This window comes from Stenotrophomonas sp. 10L48, from assembly GCF_056395105.1.
Window position 1 is genome coordinate 257,860 of the sequence record NZ_JBFTIX010000008.1, and the last position, 17,619, is coordinate 275,478.

Sequence of the window (17,619 nt, forward strand, 5' to 3'; positions counted from 1 at the left end):
TTTTCATGGGTGAAACATGCAACCAACAACCCTGCAGGCCATCCAGGCACATGCCGTGGCCGAGTACCCGCGCGAGTGCTGCGGGCTGATCGTGGCCATCGAAGGCCACGAGCACTATCTGCCGTGCCGCAACCTCGCGGGCACACCCAGTGAACACTTCCGCCTGCCGGCCGAGGACTATGCCGTGGCCGAGGACAAGGGCGAGGTGCTGGCCCTGGTGCACAGCCATCCCGACGCAGCCGCCACACCGTCCGACGCGGATCGGGTGATGTGCGAGCACAGTGGCCTGACCTGGCACATCGTCAGCGTCGGTCAGGTGGATGGCGAGGCACCCGAATGCGGTGACCTGCAGACCATCCAGCCGAACGGCTATGTTGCGCCGCTGGTCGGCCGCCAGTTCGCCCACGGCGTGCTGGACTGCTACAGCCTGGTGCGCGACTTCCATGCGCGGGAACTGGGCATTTCCTTGTCCGACTACACCCGCGACGACGACTGGTGGGACAAGGGCCAGGACCTGTACAGCCTTGAACGACTGCATGCGGAAGGCTTCGACCTGATCGAAGGCGAACCGCGGCGTGGCGACATGATCCTGATGCAGATCCGCTCGCCGGTGACCAATCACGCCGGCGTGTACCTGGGCAACGGGCAGATGCTGCATCACCTGCACGGTCGTCTTTCCGAGTCCGTGCCCTACGGCGGCATGTGGGCCGAGCGCACCCGTTGCATCGTCCGCCATCGCGAGGTGCGCCATGACTGACCGTCTTCGTACCATTCGCCTGTACGGCAAGCTGGGCGCGCGCTTCGGGCGCAAGTTCCGGCTGGCGGTGAACAGCCCGGCCGAGGCCGTGCATGCCCTATGCGTGATGCTGCCTGGGTTCCAGCAGTACCTGATGGCTGCAAAGGCCAAGGGCATGGAGTTTGCCGTGTTCAACGGTAAACAAAATCTCTCCCGGGAGCAGTTGCACGACCCGCCGGGGCAGGATGACATCCGTATTGCGCCGGTGATGGTCGGTAGCAAGCGGGGTGGCGCGTTGCAGACAATCGTGGGTGTCGTTCTGATCGTCGTCGGTGTGGTGGTAAATGCGTGGACGGGTGGAACCGCTGGCACACCCTTCATCAAGTTCGGCATAAGCATGGCGGTCGGCGGCGTTGTTCAGATGCTCTCCCCTCAGCCGAGAGGCCTGAGCGCCAAAGACTCCCCCGAAAACGCGCCCAGCTACAGCATGAACGGCACCGTCAACACCCAGGCACAGGGCAATCCCGTACCGGTCGCTTACGGCGGCCATGACAAGAAAGGCATGTTCATCGGCTCGGCCGTGATCAGCGGCGGCATCCTGGCGGAGGACCAGTTTTGAACCAGATCATTCATTCCGCACAGCGTGAGCGCAGTGCACCCATACCCACATTGGTGGGTGCAAAGAAGGGCGCCAGCAATGCACGCACGCCGGTGGAAACGCCGGACAGCCTGCACTCGATGGCAGTGGCCCGCATCATCGACCTGGCCAGTGAAGGCGAGATCCGCGGGCTGGTAGCGGGCAAGCAGTCGATCTACCTGGACCAGGTGCCGATCGAGAACCCGGACGGCACGCTGAACTTCTCCGGCGTGGACGTGCAGACGCGCTCAGGCACCCAGGACCAGGAGCACATCAGCGGCTTCCCCTCGATCGAGAACGAAGTCGGCGTCAACGTCGAACTGCGCAGCGATGCGCCCGTGGTACGCACCGTGTCCGGCGCCGATCTGTCGGCGGTGCGCATCCGCTTTGCGGTGCCCGCGCTGCAGAAGACCAACACCGAAAACGGTGATACCGAGGGCTATCGCATCATGTATGCGGTGGACCTGTCCACCGACGGCGGCCCGTTCAGCACCGTGCTGAACGACGCTTTCAGTGGCAAGACCACCAGCCAGTACGAACGCAGCCGCCGCATCGATCTTCCGGCAGGCAGCCAGTGGCAGGTGCGCATCCGACGGCTGACCGCGAACGCCAACAGCAGCACCATCGCCGATACCGTCAACGTGCTGTCGATGACCGAGATCATCGATGCCAAGCTGCGCTATCCCAACTGCGCGCTGGCGGCGGTGCAGGTCGATGCCAGCCAGTTCCAGAACATTCCCACGCGCTCGTATCAGCTGTGGGGGCGCATCGTACGTATTCCGTCCAACTATGACCCGCTCACCCGCGTCTACAGCGGTGTGTGGGATGGCACCTTCAAGAGCGGCTGGACCAACAATCCGGCGTGGGTCTTCTTCGACATCGTCACCAACGATCGCTTCGGCCTGGGTCATCGCATCCCGCTGGACTGGGTGGACAAGTGGCGCCTCTACCAGATCGCCCGCTACTGCGACGAACTGGTCAGCGATGGCCAGGGCGGCAGGGAGCCACGATTCACCTGCAGCCTGTACCTGCAGACCCGCGCTGAGGCATACAGGGTGCTGCAGGACATCGCCACCATGTTCCGAGGCATCAGCTTCTATGCAGCTGGCCAGGTCATGGCTTCGGCCGACATGCCCAAGGACCCGCTGCTGACCTACAGCCAGGCCAATGTCATCGAGGGTCGCTTCCACTATGCAGGCAGCAGCCGCACGGCGCGGCACACCGTCGCTCTGGTGTCCTGGATCGATCCGGATGATTTCGGCCGGCAGAAGGTCGAAGTGGTACAGCACCTGCCTGGTGTCGCCCGCTATGGCATCAACCAGACCGAAGTGACGGCGGTGGGTTGCCATTCGCGTTCGCAGGCGCAGCGCGTGGGCAACCACATCCTGCACACCGAGATGCTGGAAACCGAGACGATCAGCTTCTCGGTGGGGCTGGATGCCCTGGGTTGCATGCCCGGCGACATCATCCAGGTGGCCGACCCGAACCGCGCCGGTCGCCGCAATGCAGGGCGCATCCGCAGCGCGGGTGCGCGCACCTTGGTGCTGGACCAGCCGCCGGAGAAGATTGAAGCCGGTGATACCCTGCGTGCGACGCTGCCCAATGGGCATTCCGAAGCACGTACCGTGCAGTCGGTTGATGGCGAGACGGTCACCGTCACCGCGCCGTGGTCGGCAGTACCGGTCGCGCAGTCGGTCTGGGCACTGGAGTCGCCGGAGCTGGCGCTGCAGCAGTACCGCGTGCTGTCGATCAGTGAAGGCGAAGAGCTGACCTACCAGATCACCGCGCTCAAGCATGTGCCGGGCAAGTACGCCGCCATCGACGATGGCACGCGCCTGGAGCAGCCGCCGATCAGCATCGTGCCACCCAGCGTGCAGCCGCCGCCAGCGAACGTGCGGATGGCCTCGCATGTGGTCGTCGACCAGGGTATCGCCACTTCCGTACTCACCATCGAGTGGGACGCGGCGGACAAGGCGATTGCCTATGACGTGGAATGGCGTCGTGGTGATCTCAACTGGGTCCGTGCCGGCCGCGTGGGTACGCAGAGCCTGGAAGTGCGCGGCATCTACGCCGGCCAGTACCTGGCCCGGGTTCGTGCAGTCAATGCGCTGGGAGCGGTGTCGCAGCCGATGGTCAGCGCGCTGACGACGATTGAGGGCAAGACCACGCCACCGCCAGCGCTGTCTTCGCTCACGGTCCGCAGTCGCGTTTTCGGCATCGAGCTGGACTGGCAGTTCCCTGTTGGTGCTACCGATACCGAGCGTACCGAGCTCTGGTACAGCACCAGTCCTGACCGTGCAGCGGCCATCAAACTCGGTGACTTTGCCTATCCGCAGGCACGGCACCAGATGAATGGCCTGGCGGCCGGCGCACGTTTCTGGTTCTGGGGTCGCCTGGTTGATCGCAGCGGCAACATAGGTCCATGGCACCCGGTGGGCGCTGGCGTACTGGGAGAGTCCAGCAGCAACCAGGCGGACTATGACGCCTACTTCGCCGGTCGCATCAACGAAAGTGCACTTGGCCAGCAACTGCAGCAGAAGATCGAGCGCGTCAGCGAGGTGCTGCCGCTGGTCTGGGATGCGGAGGCGACCTATACCGCGGGCCAGACCGTCATCCATGACGGCCGGATCTGGAGCTGGCAGGACACTGCAGCGGGCAACGAAACGCCGCCGGGCACGCATTGGAAGGATGTGGGCGATGCGATCGCCGATGCCGGTGCCATTGTCGGTCGGGTCGATCAGCTTGAGATGGATGTCACCGAGGTCGATGGCAAGGTGGCTGCGCAGGGGCAGAAAGTCGATGGCCTGTTCGCCCAGGTCAGCGACCACAGTGCGGGCGAGGAGGACTACAACGTCGGTGAGAACGACGTTACCGCCGGCGCCATCACCGTCTACAGCGTGATGGCCGAAAAGGACGCGGCGCTGGCCAAGCGCGTGGACACGGTTGAAGCCTCCATCGATGGCGTACCTGGCAAGATCGAAGGCGTCAGCGCGGCCGTGCAGCAGGTCTCGCAGGCCGTGGTGAATCTGGATGGCAAGGTCAGCGCGACCTATACGGTCAAGGCGCAGATCAGCAGTGCAGGTCAGATCTACATGGCCGGCATGGGTCTGGGCGTGGAGCAGCAGCCCGATGGCAGTTACCAGAGCCAGATCCTGATGCAGGCCGATCGCTTCGCATTGTTCAACACCAACAGTGGCCAGGTCAGTGCGCCGTTCGTGGTACAGGGCGGGCAGACCTTCATCAGCCAGGCACTGATCGGCACTGGCTGGATCCAGAACGCGATGATCGGCGATGTGATCCAGTCCAACGCCGTGGGGGCCGATGGTCAGCCCCGATGGAGACTCGACAAGAACGGCACGTTGACGATGAGCGGCCCCGAGAACGGTGGCCGCCTGACCATCAATGACAGTGTCATCCACGTTTACGACAGCAGCGGTCGCGTGCGCGTCCGCATGGGGATCTGGTGATGGCAACAGGTATGCAGATTTTCGGCCCGGATGGGCAGATGTGGTTCGACACCAATGATCGGGCCGGAAAGGTGATGGGTGGCATGACGATCACCGGCAATTCCCAGAGTCCGGTCGGCCTGGCGGGGCTGGGGCAGCCATTTGCCATTCTTCCCAGTCCGACGTCCGACAGCTGGCAGGACCAGAACGGAAATCAGTTCTCCGCCCCGAACATGGGCGTCATGTCGTTCATTGATGGGGGCAACACGCTGATGATGCGGTTCACGTTCTCACCGATCGCCAATCCCTCCACTTACATTTTCTATGGAACCTTCTGATGTCCGTCGGTCTTGAAGTCACCAACGATAGTGGCGTCCCCGTGCTGGTGAACGCGCACTCTTTCGTCTTTTTCGCTATCGCCAAGGGGACGCAGGCGGTTGCAAGCAACCCATCTGTTTATGGCGTGGGCGGATACGTCAGCCTTCCGCCTCAGAGCGTTCCGTATCTTGTGTTCATCCGCTGCAATGGCGGATCCGCGCAGGTGGCATCTTCCACGAATGGTTTTTCCTGGAACATGGCACAAGGCACCACCAGCTTTGACTGGTGGGCCTGGGGGCGTGCAACGGTCAGTGGGAGCACCGGTATGCAAGTGTTCAATCCAGATGGCTCCATTCAATGGGACATGTCCAATCGCCCTTTGCGCATAGCCGGCCTGGTCGACAAGTCCGGCGCCAGCGTGCCTAGCTTCACCGAGATGTCAACCGACAATTTGCGTCAGGGGCCCCTGTTCAACGGCCCTGGGGAAAACCTTGCCTACCTCATGTCCGACATTGGCCTTTGCCACGACATCTATGCCTTCCATGGCAGTGGTCCAACCCTGCGCGGCAACATGCGCTACCAGCCTTTCATCAATACCCCGAATAGCTCGCAGCTACGCTTGAACTACTGCCGCCGCCGGGAAAACCGACCACGATCGTTGAATGGAGCGTCCTATCAGAGCTTTGCCGGGCAGCTACCTAATTTCCTGATCGCGGCCCACACTTACTGACGCGGCCGCGCAGCCGGGCGGCCATTTGAGCCGCCCGGCCCCTTCCCGTAGACTGCGCCCCTTCCACGCTCCCCGACGACGCACTGCAGTGATCACGCCACCCTGACCCTTGCCGCCCCTCGGCAGCCGGCCCAACCGGCTCAGGAACCCGCGTCTTTCACTGCAGCGCCACGTGGCCCAGCCCACGTGTGCGCGGAGTTTTCCCATGCAAACCTCTTATCCCCTGCGCCAGCAATGGCTCGGCAACCTCCGTGGTGATCTGCTGTCCGGCACCGTCGTCGCCCTGGCACTGATTCCCGAAGCCATCGCGTTCTCGTTGATCGCCGGCGTCGACCCCAAGGTCGGCCTGTATGCTGCTTTCTCCATTGCCGTCATCACCGCGATTGCAGGCGGCCGCCCCGGCATGATCTCTGCCGCCACCGGCGCGATGGCCCTGGTGATGGTCGACCTGGTCAAGGACCACGGCCTGCAGTACCTGTTTGCCGCCAGCATCCTGGCGGGCCTGCTGCAGGTGCTGGCCGGCGTGTTCAAGCTGGGCTCGCTGATGCGCTTCGTCTCGCGCTCGGTCATCACCGGCTTCGTCAACGCGTTGGCCATCCTGATCTTCCTGGCCCAGATGCCCGAGCTGATCGGCCGCGGCCCCACCGTGTATGTGCTGTGCGCCGCCGCGTTGGCGATCATCTACCTGCTGCCGCGCATCAACCGCGCAGTGCCTTCGCCGCTGGTGGCGATCATCGTGCTCACCGCCGTGGTCATCGGCTTCGGCATCGATGTACGCAGCGTGGGCGACATGGGCCAGCTGCCCGACAGCCTGCCGTACTTCCTCATCCCCGATGTGCCCTTCACCTGGGAAACGCTGCGCATCCTGCTGCCGGTGTCAGCCACGCTGGCGGTGGTCGGCCTGCTCGAATCGATGATGACCCTGCAGATTGTCGAGGACATCACCGAGACGCCCAGTGAGCGCAACCGCGAGTGCGTCGGCCAGGGCCTGGCCAACACGGTCACCGGTTTCCTCGGTGGCATGGCCGGCTGCGCGATGATCGGTCAGTCGGTGATCAACGTGACCTCCGGCGGTCGAGGCCGCCTGTCCTGCCTGGTGGCCGGCGTGCTGCTGCTGGTGCTGGTGGTATACGGCAGCGATCTGGTGCGGCAGATCCCGATGGCCGCACTGGTGGCGGTGATGATCATGGTCAGCATCGGCACCTTCAGCTGGCGCTCGCTGCGCGACCTGCGCACGCATCCGCGCAGCTCGTCGGCAGTGATGCTGCTGACCGTGGTGGTCACCGTGGTCACCCACGACCTGGCCAAGGGTGTGCTCAGCGGCGTGCTGTTGTCTGCCCTGTTCTTCGCCCGCAAGGTGGGCCGCATGCTCGACGTGCAACGCGAAGACGTTGCGGACATGGACATGCAGGTCTACCGCGTGCGCGGCCAGGTATTCTTCGCCTCCGCCGGACAGCTGGGTGCGGCGTTCGACTACCAGCACGTGGCGCCGAAGGTACAGATCGACCTGCGGGAGGCTCACCTGTGGGATCTGACTGCCGTCGCCGCGCTGCAGCGCGCGCAGGAAAAGCTGACCGCGCATGGCGCCGAAGTCAGTGTTGTCGGCCTCAACGCGGCCAGCCAGACGCTGATCGAACAGGTGGGGGGCAGGGGCAGCGCACATTGACCGCGCGCTCGCGGCTCCATGCCTCGAACTGGCCAGGCAGTTTCTGCGACGCCGTCCGCGCAAGCTGAATCCAGTCAGCCATCTGAAACCGCCGCTGTCGTAGGATTGCCACCGTGATGGGGCCGATGGACGGCCCCTCCCGGCCGGCGACCGCTGGCGACACGCAAGGGAGATACAAGCAATGCAGGCAATGGATGCCCGTCGGGGCAATGAACAGATCGCCTTCGGCCGTCGGTACTGGAAGGTGCTGGCCCTGTGCCTGGCGCTCACCGCGTGCCAGGCACCTTCTTCCCCTGCGTCGGCCGAAGCGGCGCCCACCCCGGCACCGCTCGCCGCGGCATCGCCGGCAGCGACCCCCAACCCAGCGTCTGGTGATTCCTCCGGGTACCCCGATGCGTCCTACACGAACGGTCGTCTGCGCCCGGCTTATGGCTGGTGCGTGGATGGCGTGGAGGATGCGGGCAAGCTGCAGGCCTGCGGCAAGGATGAACTGGCCTATCAGGAAGGGCGCCTGCAGGAGGGTGCCAGCAAGGCTGTGACCGGGCTCGACGCTGCTGCGAAGCAGGCGTTCCTTGCCACCCAGGYAACCTGGCGCAGCGATACCGACCGTCATTGCGCCGCTCCGTCCAATGCCGGTGTGGATGACCTGCAGAAGGCACAGGAGTGCCGCCTGTTCCGCGTGGCGAACCGTGCCGACGCATTGATGGCGCAAAGTGGCCCGCCCGATACCTCCTATACCCAGGCAACGCTGCGGCCCGAATACACCCGGTGCGTGCAGGATGCCCGGGGTATGGACGATCAGCTGGAAGTCTGCGACACGACCGAGCTCGCCCACCACAAAGCGCTCCTGGAAGCACAGGTTGCGCGGCTGATGGACAGCCCCGACGGCCCGGCCAAGGACCGCTGGATGGACGAGCAGGCGAACTGGGCCGAAGACACCGACAAGCGCTGCGGTGTGGCCACGGAGAGCGTGGGCCAGGCGCTGGACGCGCAGTCGTGCCGTATCAACCGCTACGCCAACCGCGCAGTGGAGCTGCAGAAGCGCATGCTGGCCCCCTGACGGGGCATTCGTCCTGTGCAACGCATTGAAGCATTGACCGGTAGGAAGCAGACCATGGCGAGCAGGACCTCGGGCATTGTGTTAGCGGCGATGGCGGTGCTGTGCACCGGCCAGGTGCATGCAGCGCCCGCGCTGAGCGCGGCCTTCCAGGCGTGCTCAGGCCGCGCGCAGGGCTCCATCGAAGAGGCCGCCTGCCTGTCCAGCGAATCGGACCGGCAGGACCGCCGGTTGAACCAGGCATACCAGCAGTTGCAGGGACATCTCGACACCTCGGCCAAGGCCCGCCTGCTGGCCGCGCAACGGGCGTGGCTGCAATCGCGCCAGCGCGATGGCGAACTGGAAACCGTGCTGTACGACGATTCGCAGCCGGGCAACCTGCAGCAGAAATTGAATGACACCGAGCGCCTGCGCGCGCGCGCCGATCAGCTGGAAACCTATCTGCGCCTGATCGGTCCGTAATCCGCAACACGGTCATCCCTCCACGGACAAGGAAGTGAGCCATGCCGAACAACATCGATACCCGTAACCTTGACGCAACCGCTGGCGCGGTGTTTTTCGCTGTCGGACGCGGCACCGAAGGTGGCGGATCGTCGTACCACCTCAGCATCGCCGGCATCACCAAGGGACTGGATGAGCCGAAATGGGGCACGGTCAGCGCGGTGGCCGCCAACAGTGGCTATTCGCTGGGGACCATCCAGGTCGACTTCGGCCAGCGCGGCAAATGGCCGCTGGGCGCCACCGAAGAGCGTGCGCTGAAGCCCGGCGAGACGACCTACGTGGACGCAGTCATCCAGCAGGCCAGCAGCTACGCCAAAGCGCACCATCTGCCCTTCACCAGCGACCGCGCCGATCTGCGCGCGGACCTGCTCAGTCACGGCGACGGCCAGGGCAAACGCTCCTCGATCCGCTTCATCGATGTCCCGACCCGCGACAGCATCAACGCCTGGGCCGGTTCGCCCGAAGGCAAGCAGTGGATCCACACCCACGTGGACTACCCGCAGGTGCGCAACGCCACCCGCATCGCCATGACGATGCTGGACAAGCACGGTAGTGGTATCGCAGAAGACAAGCGTTTCGAAGCGATCGCGCTGATCGCCAAGTCCGCCAACCAGTTGCCGGGGACACTGCCGCAGCTGGAAGCCGTACTGAAGCGGGGTGGTGATTACCAGGACCTGCGCGACAAGGCGGCCGAGATCCGCCAGGACAAGAAATACTATGCCGGCTTGGCGGCCGCCGACGTCGCCGCTGCTTATGAAGATGCCTATCCCCGCCACTCGGCGGAGATGGATCGCGCACATCTGAAAGTGGGGCGCCGCGACTTCGCGCCGGCCACCGAAGGCAACGATCCCGACATCCGCATAGCGCTGGAACAGGCGCGCTCGCACAAGCACGGTGGCGGTGGCCCGCAGGTGCTGAAAGAGGGCTCTACCGGCCGCGCGGTGGAAAAGCTGGAACACAACCTGCACGCGCTGGGTTATGGCGGCGCGGGTGCCCAGGCGATCCATCCTGATCGCCAGTTCGATGCCAGCACCCGGCAGGCCGTCGAAGCTTTCCAGCGTGACCATGGCCTGACTCCGGTCGACGGCAAGGCCGGGCCGACCACGCTGGGTGCGATCGACCGCGAGGCGCGCGCGCTGCAGCGTGACATGGCCGCGCTGGGCCTGACCGATGCGCATGGCAAAGCGATCACCGCCGATGGCTACCTTGGGGCGGGCAGCCAGCACGCCATCAATGTGTTCCAGCAGCAGCACCATCTGCCGGCCACCGGCATGGCCGACGCACAGACGCGTCGCACGATCGATGCCGAGGCCGCACAGCATCGCCCTGCCGCGCCTTCGCCTGCTACCCCTGCCACGCCGGCTGTGCCGGCAGCCCCGACGAGGGCTGCGCCAGCCGCAGCGCAGCAACACACTGGCCCTGCAGGCGCCGCAGCGCCCGGTGGCGAGCGCATTTCCGTGGTGGAACCCTTCGGCAACGGCAGCAGCAACCGCGTCCTTCGCCACGGCATCAGCGGCGAGGACGCGTTCCGTGAGTTGAAGATCCACCATCCCAAAACGAATGCCGCCGCTGTGCGCGCTGGCGATGCCAGCAAGGTTGACCGCACCGCGGACATGGTCGACGGTGAACTGGAGGCCGTGCGCAAGCGTGGCGACACCAACGGCATTCCGCTGGTGCAGAAGGACCTGATCCTGACCGACCGTGCCGGCGGGCGCAGCCTGATGATTCCCAGTCCGGTGGCTGGCTACGTCCAGCTCAACAAGGACGGCACCAATTCCATCAGCATCTTCAGCCACCCGGCCGGCGATACCCGCCGCGAACTGGTGGGCCAGGTGTTGCACGGCGCCGTCGGCTCCATCCCGTACAAGACCGGCGATTTCGTCGAGTACGGTGCGCCGCTGGTGCGCCAGTCCGATGTGGGGTCACCCGGCGCGGTGCACGCGCATATCGAAGTAGAGCCAGCGCAGTTCCGCCGCTACCTCGGCGACATGCTCAACGACCGCATCACCCTCGGCGGCAAGGTACACGCGCAGGGGCCCGAAGCCGCGCAGGCCGCACGTGCCACGCAGCAGGCGCCGATGGCCGACGGCATGCTGGTGAAGGGCGAACGCGGCGATGAGGTCAAGGCGCTGCAGGGCAAGCTGGCGGCACTGGGCCACGTGGGCGCCGACGGCAAGCCGCTGGCGACCGATGGCATCTACGGAAAGGACACCTTTGCGGCGGTCAAGCAGTTCCAGGCCAACAACGGCCTGGAGCAGGATGGCAAGGCTGGCCGCCAAACCCTGGGCCGATTGGACGACCCGGCCGCAGTGAAGGCCGGCGCACAGACCGCCGCCGCCCCGGCACGCACCGAACCGACCGCACCGGCAGCGCCCAGCATGCGCGATCCTTCGCATGCCGAGAATCCGCGCTTCAACCAGGCCCTGGAGAAACTACAGGAGCTGCAGCAGCAGCGCGTGCAGGCTGGCCTGTGCCCGCTGTTCGCCAATGCGCAGGAAACCGAACGCGCCGCCGGCCAGCTGGCCTACGAGAGCAAGGTCGCCGGCATGCGCCAGATCGACCATGTGGTCGCACGCCCGGATGGCAGCGGCTTGTTCGCCGTGCAGGGCAATGTCGGCGACCCTGCTGCGCAGCGCACCTTCGTCGACAGCCGACAGGCCGTGTCGCAGTCGGTCGAGGCCAGCACCCGCCAGACCGAGGAACTGGATGTCCAGTTCAACCAGCGCGTGCAGGAACAGCAGCAGGAGCAGGTGCGCAACCGCGGCCTGTAAGCCTGCTGCACTGTGGCCGAAGTCTCCGGGCCCAACGACCCGGGGCCTTCTGTCGATTCATTCTGCAGGGTCGACCCGCCGGTACACCCCGAACTGGGTCCTGCGTTGGCCCATCGGGATGATCAGGGCCAGCAGGACCGCGCCTCCGTCCACCTGCTTCACCACCAGATCGTTTTCCACCGTGCAGGACAGTTCCACGCGTGACCAGACGCAGCCGGCGCCGGCCTCGCCCGGTTTGCACGATGACCACCGGTTGATGACCAGCTGTTCTCCTTCGGCGCTGTAGCTCTTGCTGGCAGCGCTGCCTGCAGCCTCGATGCCGGTGCCGTCGGCGGCATGGAAGCGGGCCACCAGCCGGCTCGCCTCCTGGCGGATCGTGACCTGGTGGATGTCCTTGTTGTAGACGCCAAAGAGCCTGGAAAGCGCGCCGACGGGCGCATTTTCCTGTCCTTCCGACAGGTAGGACGGCCGGTTGTCGAAGGTGGCGCCTTCGGTGAGGTCGCATCGTGGGCCCGGCCTGATTTCGGCGAGGCGTGCGTCGCGGACGCTGCTGCAACCACTGCCCAAAGCCAGCACCGTCAGCAGGGTGAGGCAGGCGAGGCCAGAGCCCGCCAGCGAGGATGCAGTCGGTTTCATTGTGGCTTCCCTTCCAACAGATGCGGTGCAACAGGAACTCGCGTACCGAGTATCCCCACGCAAGGGCGGCAGCGGCAACCCGGCCTGCATCCCCGGCTGCCCGCCGCCATTCATCCGCCCGGTGTAAACTATTGATCTCACTGGCAATGCCAGTCTCCACGATCAACCGCCCGATGACGTCCGCCACCGCCCGTTACGCTGATTCCCTGCGCCTGTCCGTCGCTCCCATGATGGACTGGACCGACCGCCATTGCCGGGTGTTCCACCGCCTGCTGGCGCCGGGTGCGCGGCTGTACACCGAAATGGTGCACGCCAATGCGGTCATCCATGGCGATCGCCAGCGCCTGCTCGGTTTCGATGCCAGCGAACAACCGCTGGCACTGCAGCTCGGTGGCAGCGATCCGGCGCTGCTGGCGCAGGCCGCGCGCATCGCCGCCGATTGGGGCTACGACGAGGTCAACCTCAACTGCGGCTGCCCGTCCGACCGCGTGCAGGCCGGGCGCTTTGGTGCCTGCCTGATGCGCGAGCCGGTGCTGGTGGCCGAATGCGTGTCGGCCATGGTCGAGGCAGTGGACATCCCGGTGACGGTGAAATGCCGCTTGGGCGTGGACGAAGACGACAACTACGAGGTATTCGCCAGTTTCGTCGACCGCCAGGTCGAGGCCGGCGCCGCGATGGTGGTGGTGCACGCCCGCAATGCCTGGCTGAAGGGCCTGTCGCCGAAGGAGAACCGCGAGGTTCCGCCGTTGAAGTACGACTGGGCCTACCGGCTGAAGCACGAGCGCCCGGCACTGCCGGTGGTGCTCAATGGTGGCCTGGCCAGCATCGAGGCGGTGCAGGCGCAGGCCGCGCACGTCGATGGCGTCATGCTCGGTCGCGCAGCCTACCACGACCCCTACCTGCTGCATCAGCTGGAAGCGCTGCAGACCGGCGCGCCACTGCGTCCGCGCGGCGAGCTGCTGCGCGCACTGCGCCCGTACATCGAAGCCCGCCTGGGCGAGGGCCTGGCCCTCAAGCACATCACCCGCCACATCCTCGGCCTGTTCCACGGCCAGCCCGGCGGCCGCGCATTCCGCCAGGTGCTGAGCGAGGGCGCCCATCGTCCCGGTGCCGACTGGACGTTGATCGAGCAGGCGCTGGCAGTCACCGAACGCGAAGCCGATCGCGCCGCTGCGTGACGTCAGTCACATTCCTGACTTGACAAGGGCGGCCGTTTCGTCCCGAATGTTCACTTAGCTGAACAACGGTCTGGAGCATCTGGAAAAGTTCAGACCGGATTCACTGCCCGAAACCAAGAATTTGCAAAAGATTTGTAAAACGCCGGGTTCCATTCCGGTGCCCGGATTTACGACTTTTGAACGAATCGCCGTGCTCGGCTAGGATCGCATCGATGTCTTCCGCTCCCTTCCACCGCTGTATTGCCTTGGCCACCTGCGTGGTCCTGGCGGCTGCCCCGCTGTCTTCGGCGCTGGCGCAGGACCCGCAGCGGGAACAGGGGCGCGCAGAAATGATGGAGCGTGGAGGCCGTGGCGCCAGCAACGAGCGCTCGCTGTCCGATGCCGTGCGCCGCGTGCAGCGCACCACCGGTGGCCACATCCTGGGCGCCGAGCGTGTGCCGTTCGATGGTCGTGACATCAACCGGGTCAAATACATGGACGACCGCGGTCGGGTCCGCTACATGGACGACCCCGCCCCGGCACGTTCACAGCCGCGCACGCCGCGGTCGGATATGTCATCACTACGCGGCGATAACCCCTGAACAGGGATAGTTGTCGCTATCAACCCGTACCCACAGGCCTCCGGGCCGCACCCAGCACACTAGGGAGAGTTCATGCGTATCCTTCTGGTCGAAGACGAAGCCCCGCTGCGTGAGACCCTGGCAGCCCGGCTCAAGCGCGAAGGTTTTGCCGTCGATGCAGCGCAGGACGGCGAAGAAGGCCTGTACATGGGCCGCGAAGTGCCGTTCGACGTCGGCATCATCGACCTTGGCCTGCCCAAGATGTCGGGCATGGAGCTGATCAAGGCGCTGCGCGACGAAGGCAAGAAGTTCCCGGTGCTGATCCTGACCGCGCGTTCGAGCTGGCAGGACAAGGTCGAGGGCCTGAAGCAGGGCGCCGACGATTACCTGGTCAAGCCGTTCCATGTGGAAGAGCTGCTGGCCCGCGTCAACGCGCTGCTGCGCCGCGCCGCCGGCTGGAGCAAGCCGACCCTGGAATGCGGTCCGGTTGCCTTGGATCTGGCAGCGCAGACCGTCAGCGTGGCCGGCAGCAATGTCGACCTCACCAGCTACGAGTACAAGGTGCTGGAGTACCTGATGATGCATGCCGGTGAACTGGTCTCCAAGGCCGACCTCACCGAGCACATCTACCAGCAGGACTTCGATCGTGACTCGAACGTGCTGGAAGTGTTCATCGGCCGCCTGCGCAAGAAGCTGGACCCGGATGGCGAACTGAAGCCGATCGAGACCGTACGCGGTCGTGGCTACCGCTTCGCGATTCCGCGTAACGAGGGCTGAGGCCTTCAACAGGCGATAAACGATGTCCGGCCGTCTGTGGTTCTTCCGACGCTGGCGGCCGCGCTCTCTGCAGGCGCGCCAGATGTTCGCCGCGTCAGTGGGTCTGGTCGCGTTCCTGGCCCTGGCCGGTTACGCGCTTGATGCCGCCTTCGCCGATACGGCGAAGGCGAACCTGCGCGAGCGCCTGAAGAACTATGCCACCGCCTATGCGGCCGGCATCGACTTCACCCGCGACCGCTCGCTGTACATCCGCGAGCAGCCGCCGGATCCGCGTTTCGACGTGCCCGGCAGCGGCCTGTACCTGCAGGTCGTCATGCCCGACGGCAAGGGCAATTCGATGTCCGCCGAAGGCCCGATGCTGCCCACCGTCGGCGGCGGCCTGCTGGCTCCGCGCCAGGAAGTATTCGAAGGCCCGCTGCCGATGATCCAGATCGACGGCAGCCAGGGCTCGGTGTATCGCTATGGCCTAGGCTTGGTGTGGGATGCCGACGCCGACCCGGCCACCGAATTCCCGTACACCATCTACGTGATGGAAGACTCGCGCGCGCTGGGCGCGCAGCTGCGCGTGTTCCGCAGCCGGGTCTGGTTCTACCTGGGCGGCATCGGCCTGATCCTGCTGCTGCTGCAGACAGTCATCCTGCAGTGGAGCCTGCGCCCGTTGCGGCGGGTGATCACCGAACTGACCAAGGTCCAGCGCGGCGAGACCGAGCGCATGAGCGAGCGCCACCCGCGCGAGCTTGAGCCGTTGACCGACAGCATCAATGCCTTCATCGAGGGCGAGCGTGAGAACCTGGAACGCCAGCGCAATACCCTGGCCGACCTGGCGCACAGCCTGAAGACGCCGATTGCGGTGCTGCGTACGCAGATGGACAGCGGCGCTGGCGATGGCGCCCTGCGCGAAGAGCTGGACGTGCAGCTGCAGCGCATGAACAACCTGGTGTCCTACCAGCTGGCACGCGCGGCCTCGTCGGGCCACAAGCTGTTCTCGGCACCGCTGCCGATCGAATCCAACGCCGAGGAAATCGTGCGCGGCCTGGAGAAGGTCTATGCGTCCAAGGGCGTACTGTGCGAATTCGACATCGACCCGGCCGCGCGCTTCCACGGCGAACCGGGCGACCTGCAGGAGCTGCTGGGCAACCTGCTGGAGAACGCGTTCAAGTGGGCCAAGCGCCGCGTGCTGCTGACCGCGCAGCCGTTGCCGGCGCCGAATGCGCGTCGCGCCGGTCTGCTGCTGGCGGTGGATGACGATGGCCCGGGTATTGCTCCGGAGGACATCGGCAAGGTGCTGCAGCGTGGCGTGCGCGGCGATGAGCGCGTACAGGGCCACGGCATCGGCCTGTCGATCGTGCAGGACCTGATCAAGGACTACCGCGGCGAGCTGCAGGTGTCCCGTTCCAGCGAACTGGGCGGCGCCCGTTTCGAAGTGCGGCTGCCGCCGGGGCCGTAACGATCCGTTGCAACCCGATCCGGTCGACGTAGACCCTCGGGTAGCGCCGGGCATGCCCGGCGGACGGATGAATCACCCGACCATTGCCGGCGGCTCACCATAGAACCGCCGCAGATGCGCAGCCACCTCCGGCAACGCTTCGGCCAGCAGGTCCGGCGCAGAGAAGTGGTACTCGCTGGCCACCGCGAAGAACTCTTCCGGCGCCTCGGCCGCATACGGATCGATCCGTGTTTCCACGCCGGCATCCACCTGCGCACAGAACGCGTCGTACGATCTCTGGAAGTCAGCTGCCCACTCGCGTTGCCACGCACGCGGCAACGGTGGCGTGCCGTCCATCGCACCGTCGAGCGCATCCAGCTTGTGCACCATCTCATGCACGGCCACGCAGTAACCCTCATGCGGTGCCGCCAGGTCGGCCTGCACATCGGCCCACGAAAGAATCAGCGGACCGCTGTCCCACGACTCGCCGATCAGCTCGTCATCCCACTCATGCAGTACGCCGGCGGCGTCCATATGGCTGCGATGCACGCGGAACGCATCGGGGTAGACGATCAGCTGCGACCAGCCTTCCAGCCCCACCTCGCCGAACTCCAGCAGCGGCAGGCAGCACAGTGCGGCCAGCAGCACGCCATCGGCCGGCTGCAGCTGCAGGTCGCCGATGGGGGAGATGGTCTTCTCATGCAGGAAGCGCGTGGTCAGCGCGCGCAGGCGTGCATGCCGTTCGTCGTCCAGGCCGCGCAACCACGCTGCGCGGTGGCAGGCATCGTTCCAGTGTGCGTCTTCGATCGGTCGCGGCGCGGGCCGCAACCACTGCAGCAACGACTTGATCAGCGGAACATACCCGGCAGGTAGCTGTGCCACTTCGGCGCACGGATGCGCTGCAGTACATCGTCGTCACCGCCACCGCCGCTGCTGGTCGCGGCGGCCGGACGTACCGGTGCCGGCTTGGCGGCCGTCGCTGTCGGCGCGGTGGTCGGCGTGCGCTGCGAGGCTGCATCGCTGGCCGAGTAGACGCAGGCGCCACGGCTGTCATCAAGCGCTGCTGTGGCAGATGCCGCGAAGGGCATCGTCAGCAGGATCAGGCAATGGGCATAACGGCGCATTGACGACATCCACGTTAAGGGAAGGTGAGTTCCCGATTCTAGCCCGAACCCGGAGC

General features: G+C 65.5%; 16 protein-coding genes. 13 read left to right on the forward strand and 3 right to left on the reverse strand.

The features are described from left to right. The first annotated feature begins 16 nt into the window (after positions 1-16). The 9 genes from AC1DCU_RS15335 to AC1DCU_RS15375 all read left to right on the forward strand — a co-directional run bounded on the left by AC1DCU_RS15335 (position 17) and on the right by AC1DCU_RS15375 (position 11,862). Positions 17-757 carry a C40 family peptidase gene (locus AC1DCU_RS15335; protein ID WP_032978202.1) on the forward strand — a complete coding sequence of 247 codons (741 nt, stop codon included), beginning with the start codon at positions 17-19 and terminating at the stop codon, positions 755-757. Further along, the gene (locus tag AC1DCU_RS15340) at positions 750-1,355 is read left to right on the forward strand and encodes a tail assembly protein (RefSeq protein WP_282280315.1); all 606 of its coding nucleotides are present in this window, start codon (positions 750-752) and stop codon (positions 1,353-1,355) included. Before AC1DCU_RS15335 ends, AC1DCU_RS15340 begins: the two co-directional genes overlap by 8 nt. Beyond that, entirely contained in the window at positions 1,352-4,840 is a 3,489-nt protein-coding gene (locus AC1DCU_RS15345) for a TipJ family phage tail tip protein (RefSeq protein WP_032978208.1), read from the forward strand. Before AC1DCU_RS15340 ends, AC1DCU_RS15345 begins: the two co-directional genes overlap by 4 nt. Before the next feature lie 38 nt (positions 4,841-4,878). Next, on the forward strand, positions 4,879-5,157 hold the full coding sequence (locus AC1DCU_RS15350; RefSeq protein ID WP_235190001.1) for a hypothetical protein: 279 nt from the start codon (positions 4,879-4,881) through the stop codon (positions 5,155-5,157). Beyond that, positions 5,157-5,867: a hypothetical protein gene (locus AC1DCU_RS15355; RefSeq protein WP_180164437.1), complete on the forward strand. Its 711-nt coding sequence runs from the start codon at positions 5,157-5,159 to the stop codon at positions 5,865-5,867. Before AC1DCU_RS15350 ends, AC1DCU_RS15355 begins: the two co-directional genes overlap by 1 nt. 205 nt (positions 5,868-6,072) lie before the next feature. Beyond that, complete coding sequence (locus tag AC1DCU_RS15360; RefSeq protein WP_282280313.1) at positions 6,073-7,533, forward strand: SulP family inorganic anion transporter; 1,461 nt, start codon at positions 6,073-6,075, stop codon at positions 7,531-7,533. Positions 7,534-7,723: 190 nt separating this feature from the next. Next, on the forward strand, positions 7,724-8,593 hold the full coding sequence (locus AC1DCU_RS15365; RefSeq protein WP_478014210.1) for a hypothetical protein: 870 nt from the start codon (positions 7,724-7,726) through the stop codon (positions 8,591-8,593). A 54-nt stretch (positions 8,594-8,647) separates the two neighbouring features. Continuing rightward, positions 8,648-9,052 (forward strand): lysozyme inhibitor LprI family protein, encoded by a 405-nt coding sequence (locus tag AC1DCU_RS15370; RefSeq protein ID WP_033832800.1) that lies wholly within the window; start codon positions 8,648-8,650, stop codon positions 9,050-9,052. A 41-nt stretch (positions 9,053-9,093) separates the two neighbouring features. Next, complete coding sequence (locus AC1DCU_RS15375) at positions 9,094-11,862, forward strand: peptidoglycan-binding protein (RefSeq protein ID WP_313114737.1); 2,769 nt, start codon at positions 9,094-9,096, stop codon at positions 11,860-11,862. Between the two features lie 57 nt (positions 11,863-11,919). Here AC1DCU_RS15375 and AC1DCU_RS15380 read toward each other — a convergent pair whose 3' ends face one another. After that, positions 11,920-12,498, reverse strand: coding sequence for a hypothetical protein (locus AC1DCU_RS15380; protein WP_282280310.1), 579 nt, complete (start codon positions 12,496-12,498; stop codon positions 11,920-11,922). A 146-nt stretch (positions 12,499-12,644) separates the two neighbouring features. Here AC1DCU_RS15380 and dusA point away from each other — a divergent pair, with 146 nt between their 5' ends. The 4 genes from dusA to AC1DCU_RS15400 all read left to right on the forward strand — a co-directional run bounded on the left by dusA (position 12,645) and on the right by AC1DCU_RS15400 (position 16,460). Then, a complete protein-coding gene (dusA, locus tag AC1DCU_RS15385) occupies positions 12,645-13,676 on the forward strand; it encodes a tRNA dihydrouridine(20/20a) synthase DusA (protein ID WP_282280309.1) in 1,032 nt (343 codons plus the stop codon). 212 nt (positions 13,677-13,888) lie between these two features. Then, positions 13,889-14,257 (forward strand): hypothetical protein, encoded by a 369-nt coding sequence (locus tag AC1DCU_RS15390; protein WP_025878314.1) that lies wholly within the window; start codon positions 13,889-13,891, stop codon positions 14,255-14,257. A gap of 72 nt (positions 14,258-14,329) precedes the next feature. Further along, positions 14,330-15,013, forward strand: a complete 684-nt coding sequence (locus tag AC1DCU_RS15395; protein ID WP_004136763.1) for a response regulator transcription factor — start codon at positions 14,330-14,332, stop codon at positions 15,011-15,013. 22 nt (positions 15,014-15,035) lie between these two features. Continuing rightward, entirely contained in the window at positions 15,036-16,460 is a 1,425-nt protein-coding gene (locus AC1DCU_RS15400; protein WP_032978238.1) for an ATP-binding protein, read from the forward strand. Between the two features lie 72 nt (positions 16,461-16,532). Here the strand turns inward: AC1DCU_RS15400 and AC1DCU_RS15405 are convergent, their stop codons facing one another. Together AC1DCU_RS15405 and AC1DCU_RS15410 are read right to left on the reverse strand one after the other, a co-directional pair. Continuing rightward, on the reverse strand, positions 16,533-17,321 hold the full coding sequence (locus tag AC1DCU_RS15405; protein WP_193600430.1) for a M90 family metallopeptidase: 789 nt from the start codon (positions 17,319-17,321) through the stop codon (positions 16,533-16,535). After that, a complete protein-coding gene (locus AC1DCU_RS15410) occupies positions 17,288-17,563 on the reverse strand; it encodes a hypothetical protein (protein ID WP_032978241.1) in 276 nt (91 codons plus the stop codon). The genes AC1DCU_RS15405 and AC1DCU_RS15410 overlap by 34 nt, the downstream gene beginning before the upstream one ends. Positions 17,564-17,619: the final 56 nt, after the last annotated feature.

What these genes read in the sequence shown, in the direction of transcription:
- dusA (WP_282280309.1), top strand. Translation starts at nt 12,645, where the DNA reads ATGCCAGTCTCCACGATCAACCGCCCGATGACGTCCGCCACCGCCCGT.
- AC1DCU_RS15395 (WP_004136763.1), top strand. Translation starts at nt 14,330, where the DNA reads ATGCGTATCCTTCTGGTCGAAGACGAAGCCCCGCTGCGTGAGACCCTG.
- AC1DCU_RS15340 (WP_282280315.1), top strand. Translation starts at nt 750, where the DNA reads ATGACTGACCGTCTTCGTACCATTCGCCTGTACGGCAAGCTGGGCGCG.
- AC1DCU_RS15400 (WP_032978238.1), top strand. Translation starts at nt 15,036, where the DNA reads ATGTCCGGCCGTCTGTGGTTCTTCCGACGCTGGCGGCCGCGCTCTCTG.
- AC1DCU_RS15360 (WP_282280313.1), top strand. Translation starts at nt 6,073, where the DNA reads ATGCAAACCTCTTATCCCCTGCGCCAGCAATGGCTCGGCAACCTCCGT.
- AC1DCU_RS15335 (WP_032978202.1), top strand. Translation starts at nt 17, where the DNA reads ATGCAACCAACAACCCTGCAGGCCATCCAGGCACATGCCGTGGCCGAG.
- AC1DCU_RS15380 (WP_282280310.1), bottom strand. Translation starts at nt 12,498, where the DNA reads ATGAAACCGACTGCATCCTCGCTGGCGGGCTCTGGCCTCGCCTGCCTC.
- AC1DCU_RS15370 (WP_033832800.1), top strand. Translation starts at nt 8,648, where the DNA reads ATGGCGAGCAGGACCTCGGGCATTGTGTTAGCGGCGATGGCGGTGCTG.
- AC1DCU_RS15390 (WP_025878314.1), top strand. Translation starts at nt 13,889, where the DNA reads ATGTCTTCCGCTCCCTTCCACCGCTGTATTGCCTTGGCCACCTGCGTG.
- AC1DCU_RS15355 (WP_180164437.1), top strand. Translation starts at nt 5,157, where the DNA reads ATGTCCGTCGGTCTTGAAGTCACCAACGATAGTGGCGTCCCCGTGCTG.
- AC1DCU_RS15350 (WP_235190001.1), top strand. Translation starts at nt 4,879, where the DNA reads ATGTGGTTCGACACCAATGATCGGGCCGGAAAGGTGATGGGTGGCATG.
- AC1DCU_RS15375 (WP_313114737.1), top strand. Translation starts at nt 9,094, where the DNA reads ATGCCGAACAACATCGATACCCGTAACCTTGACGCAACCGCTGGCGCG.
- AC1DCU_RS15410 (WP_032978241.1), bottom strand. Translation starts at nt 17,563, where the DNA reads ATGCGCCGTTATGCCCATTGCCTGATCCTGCTGACGATGCCCTTCGCG.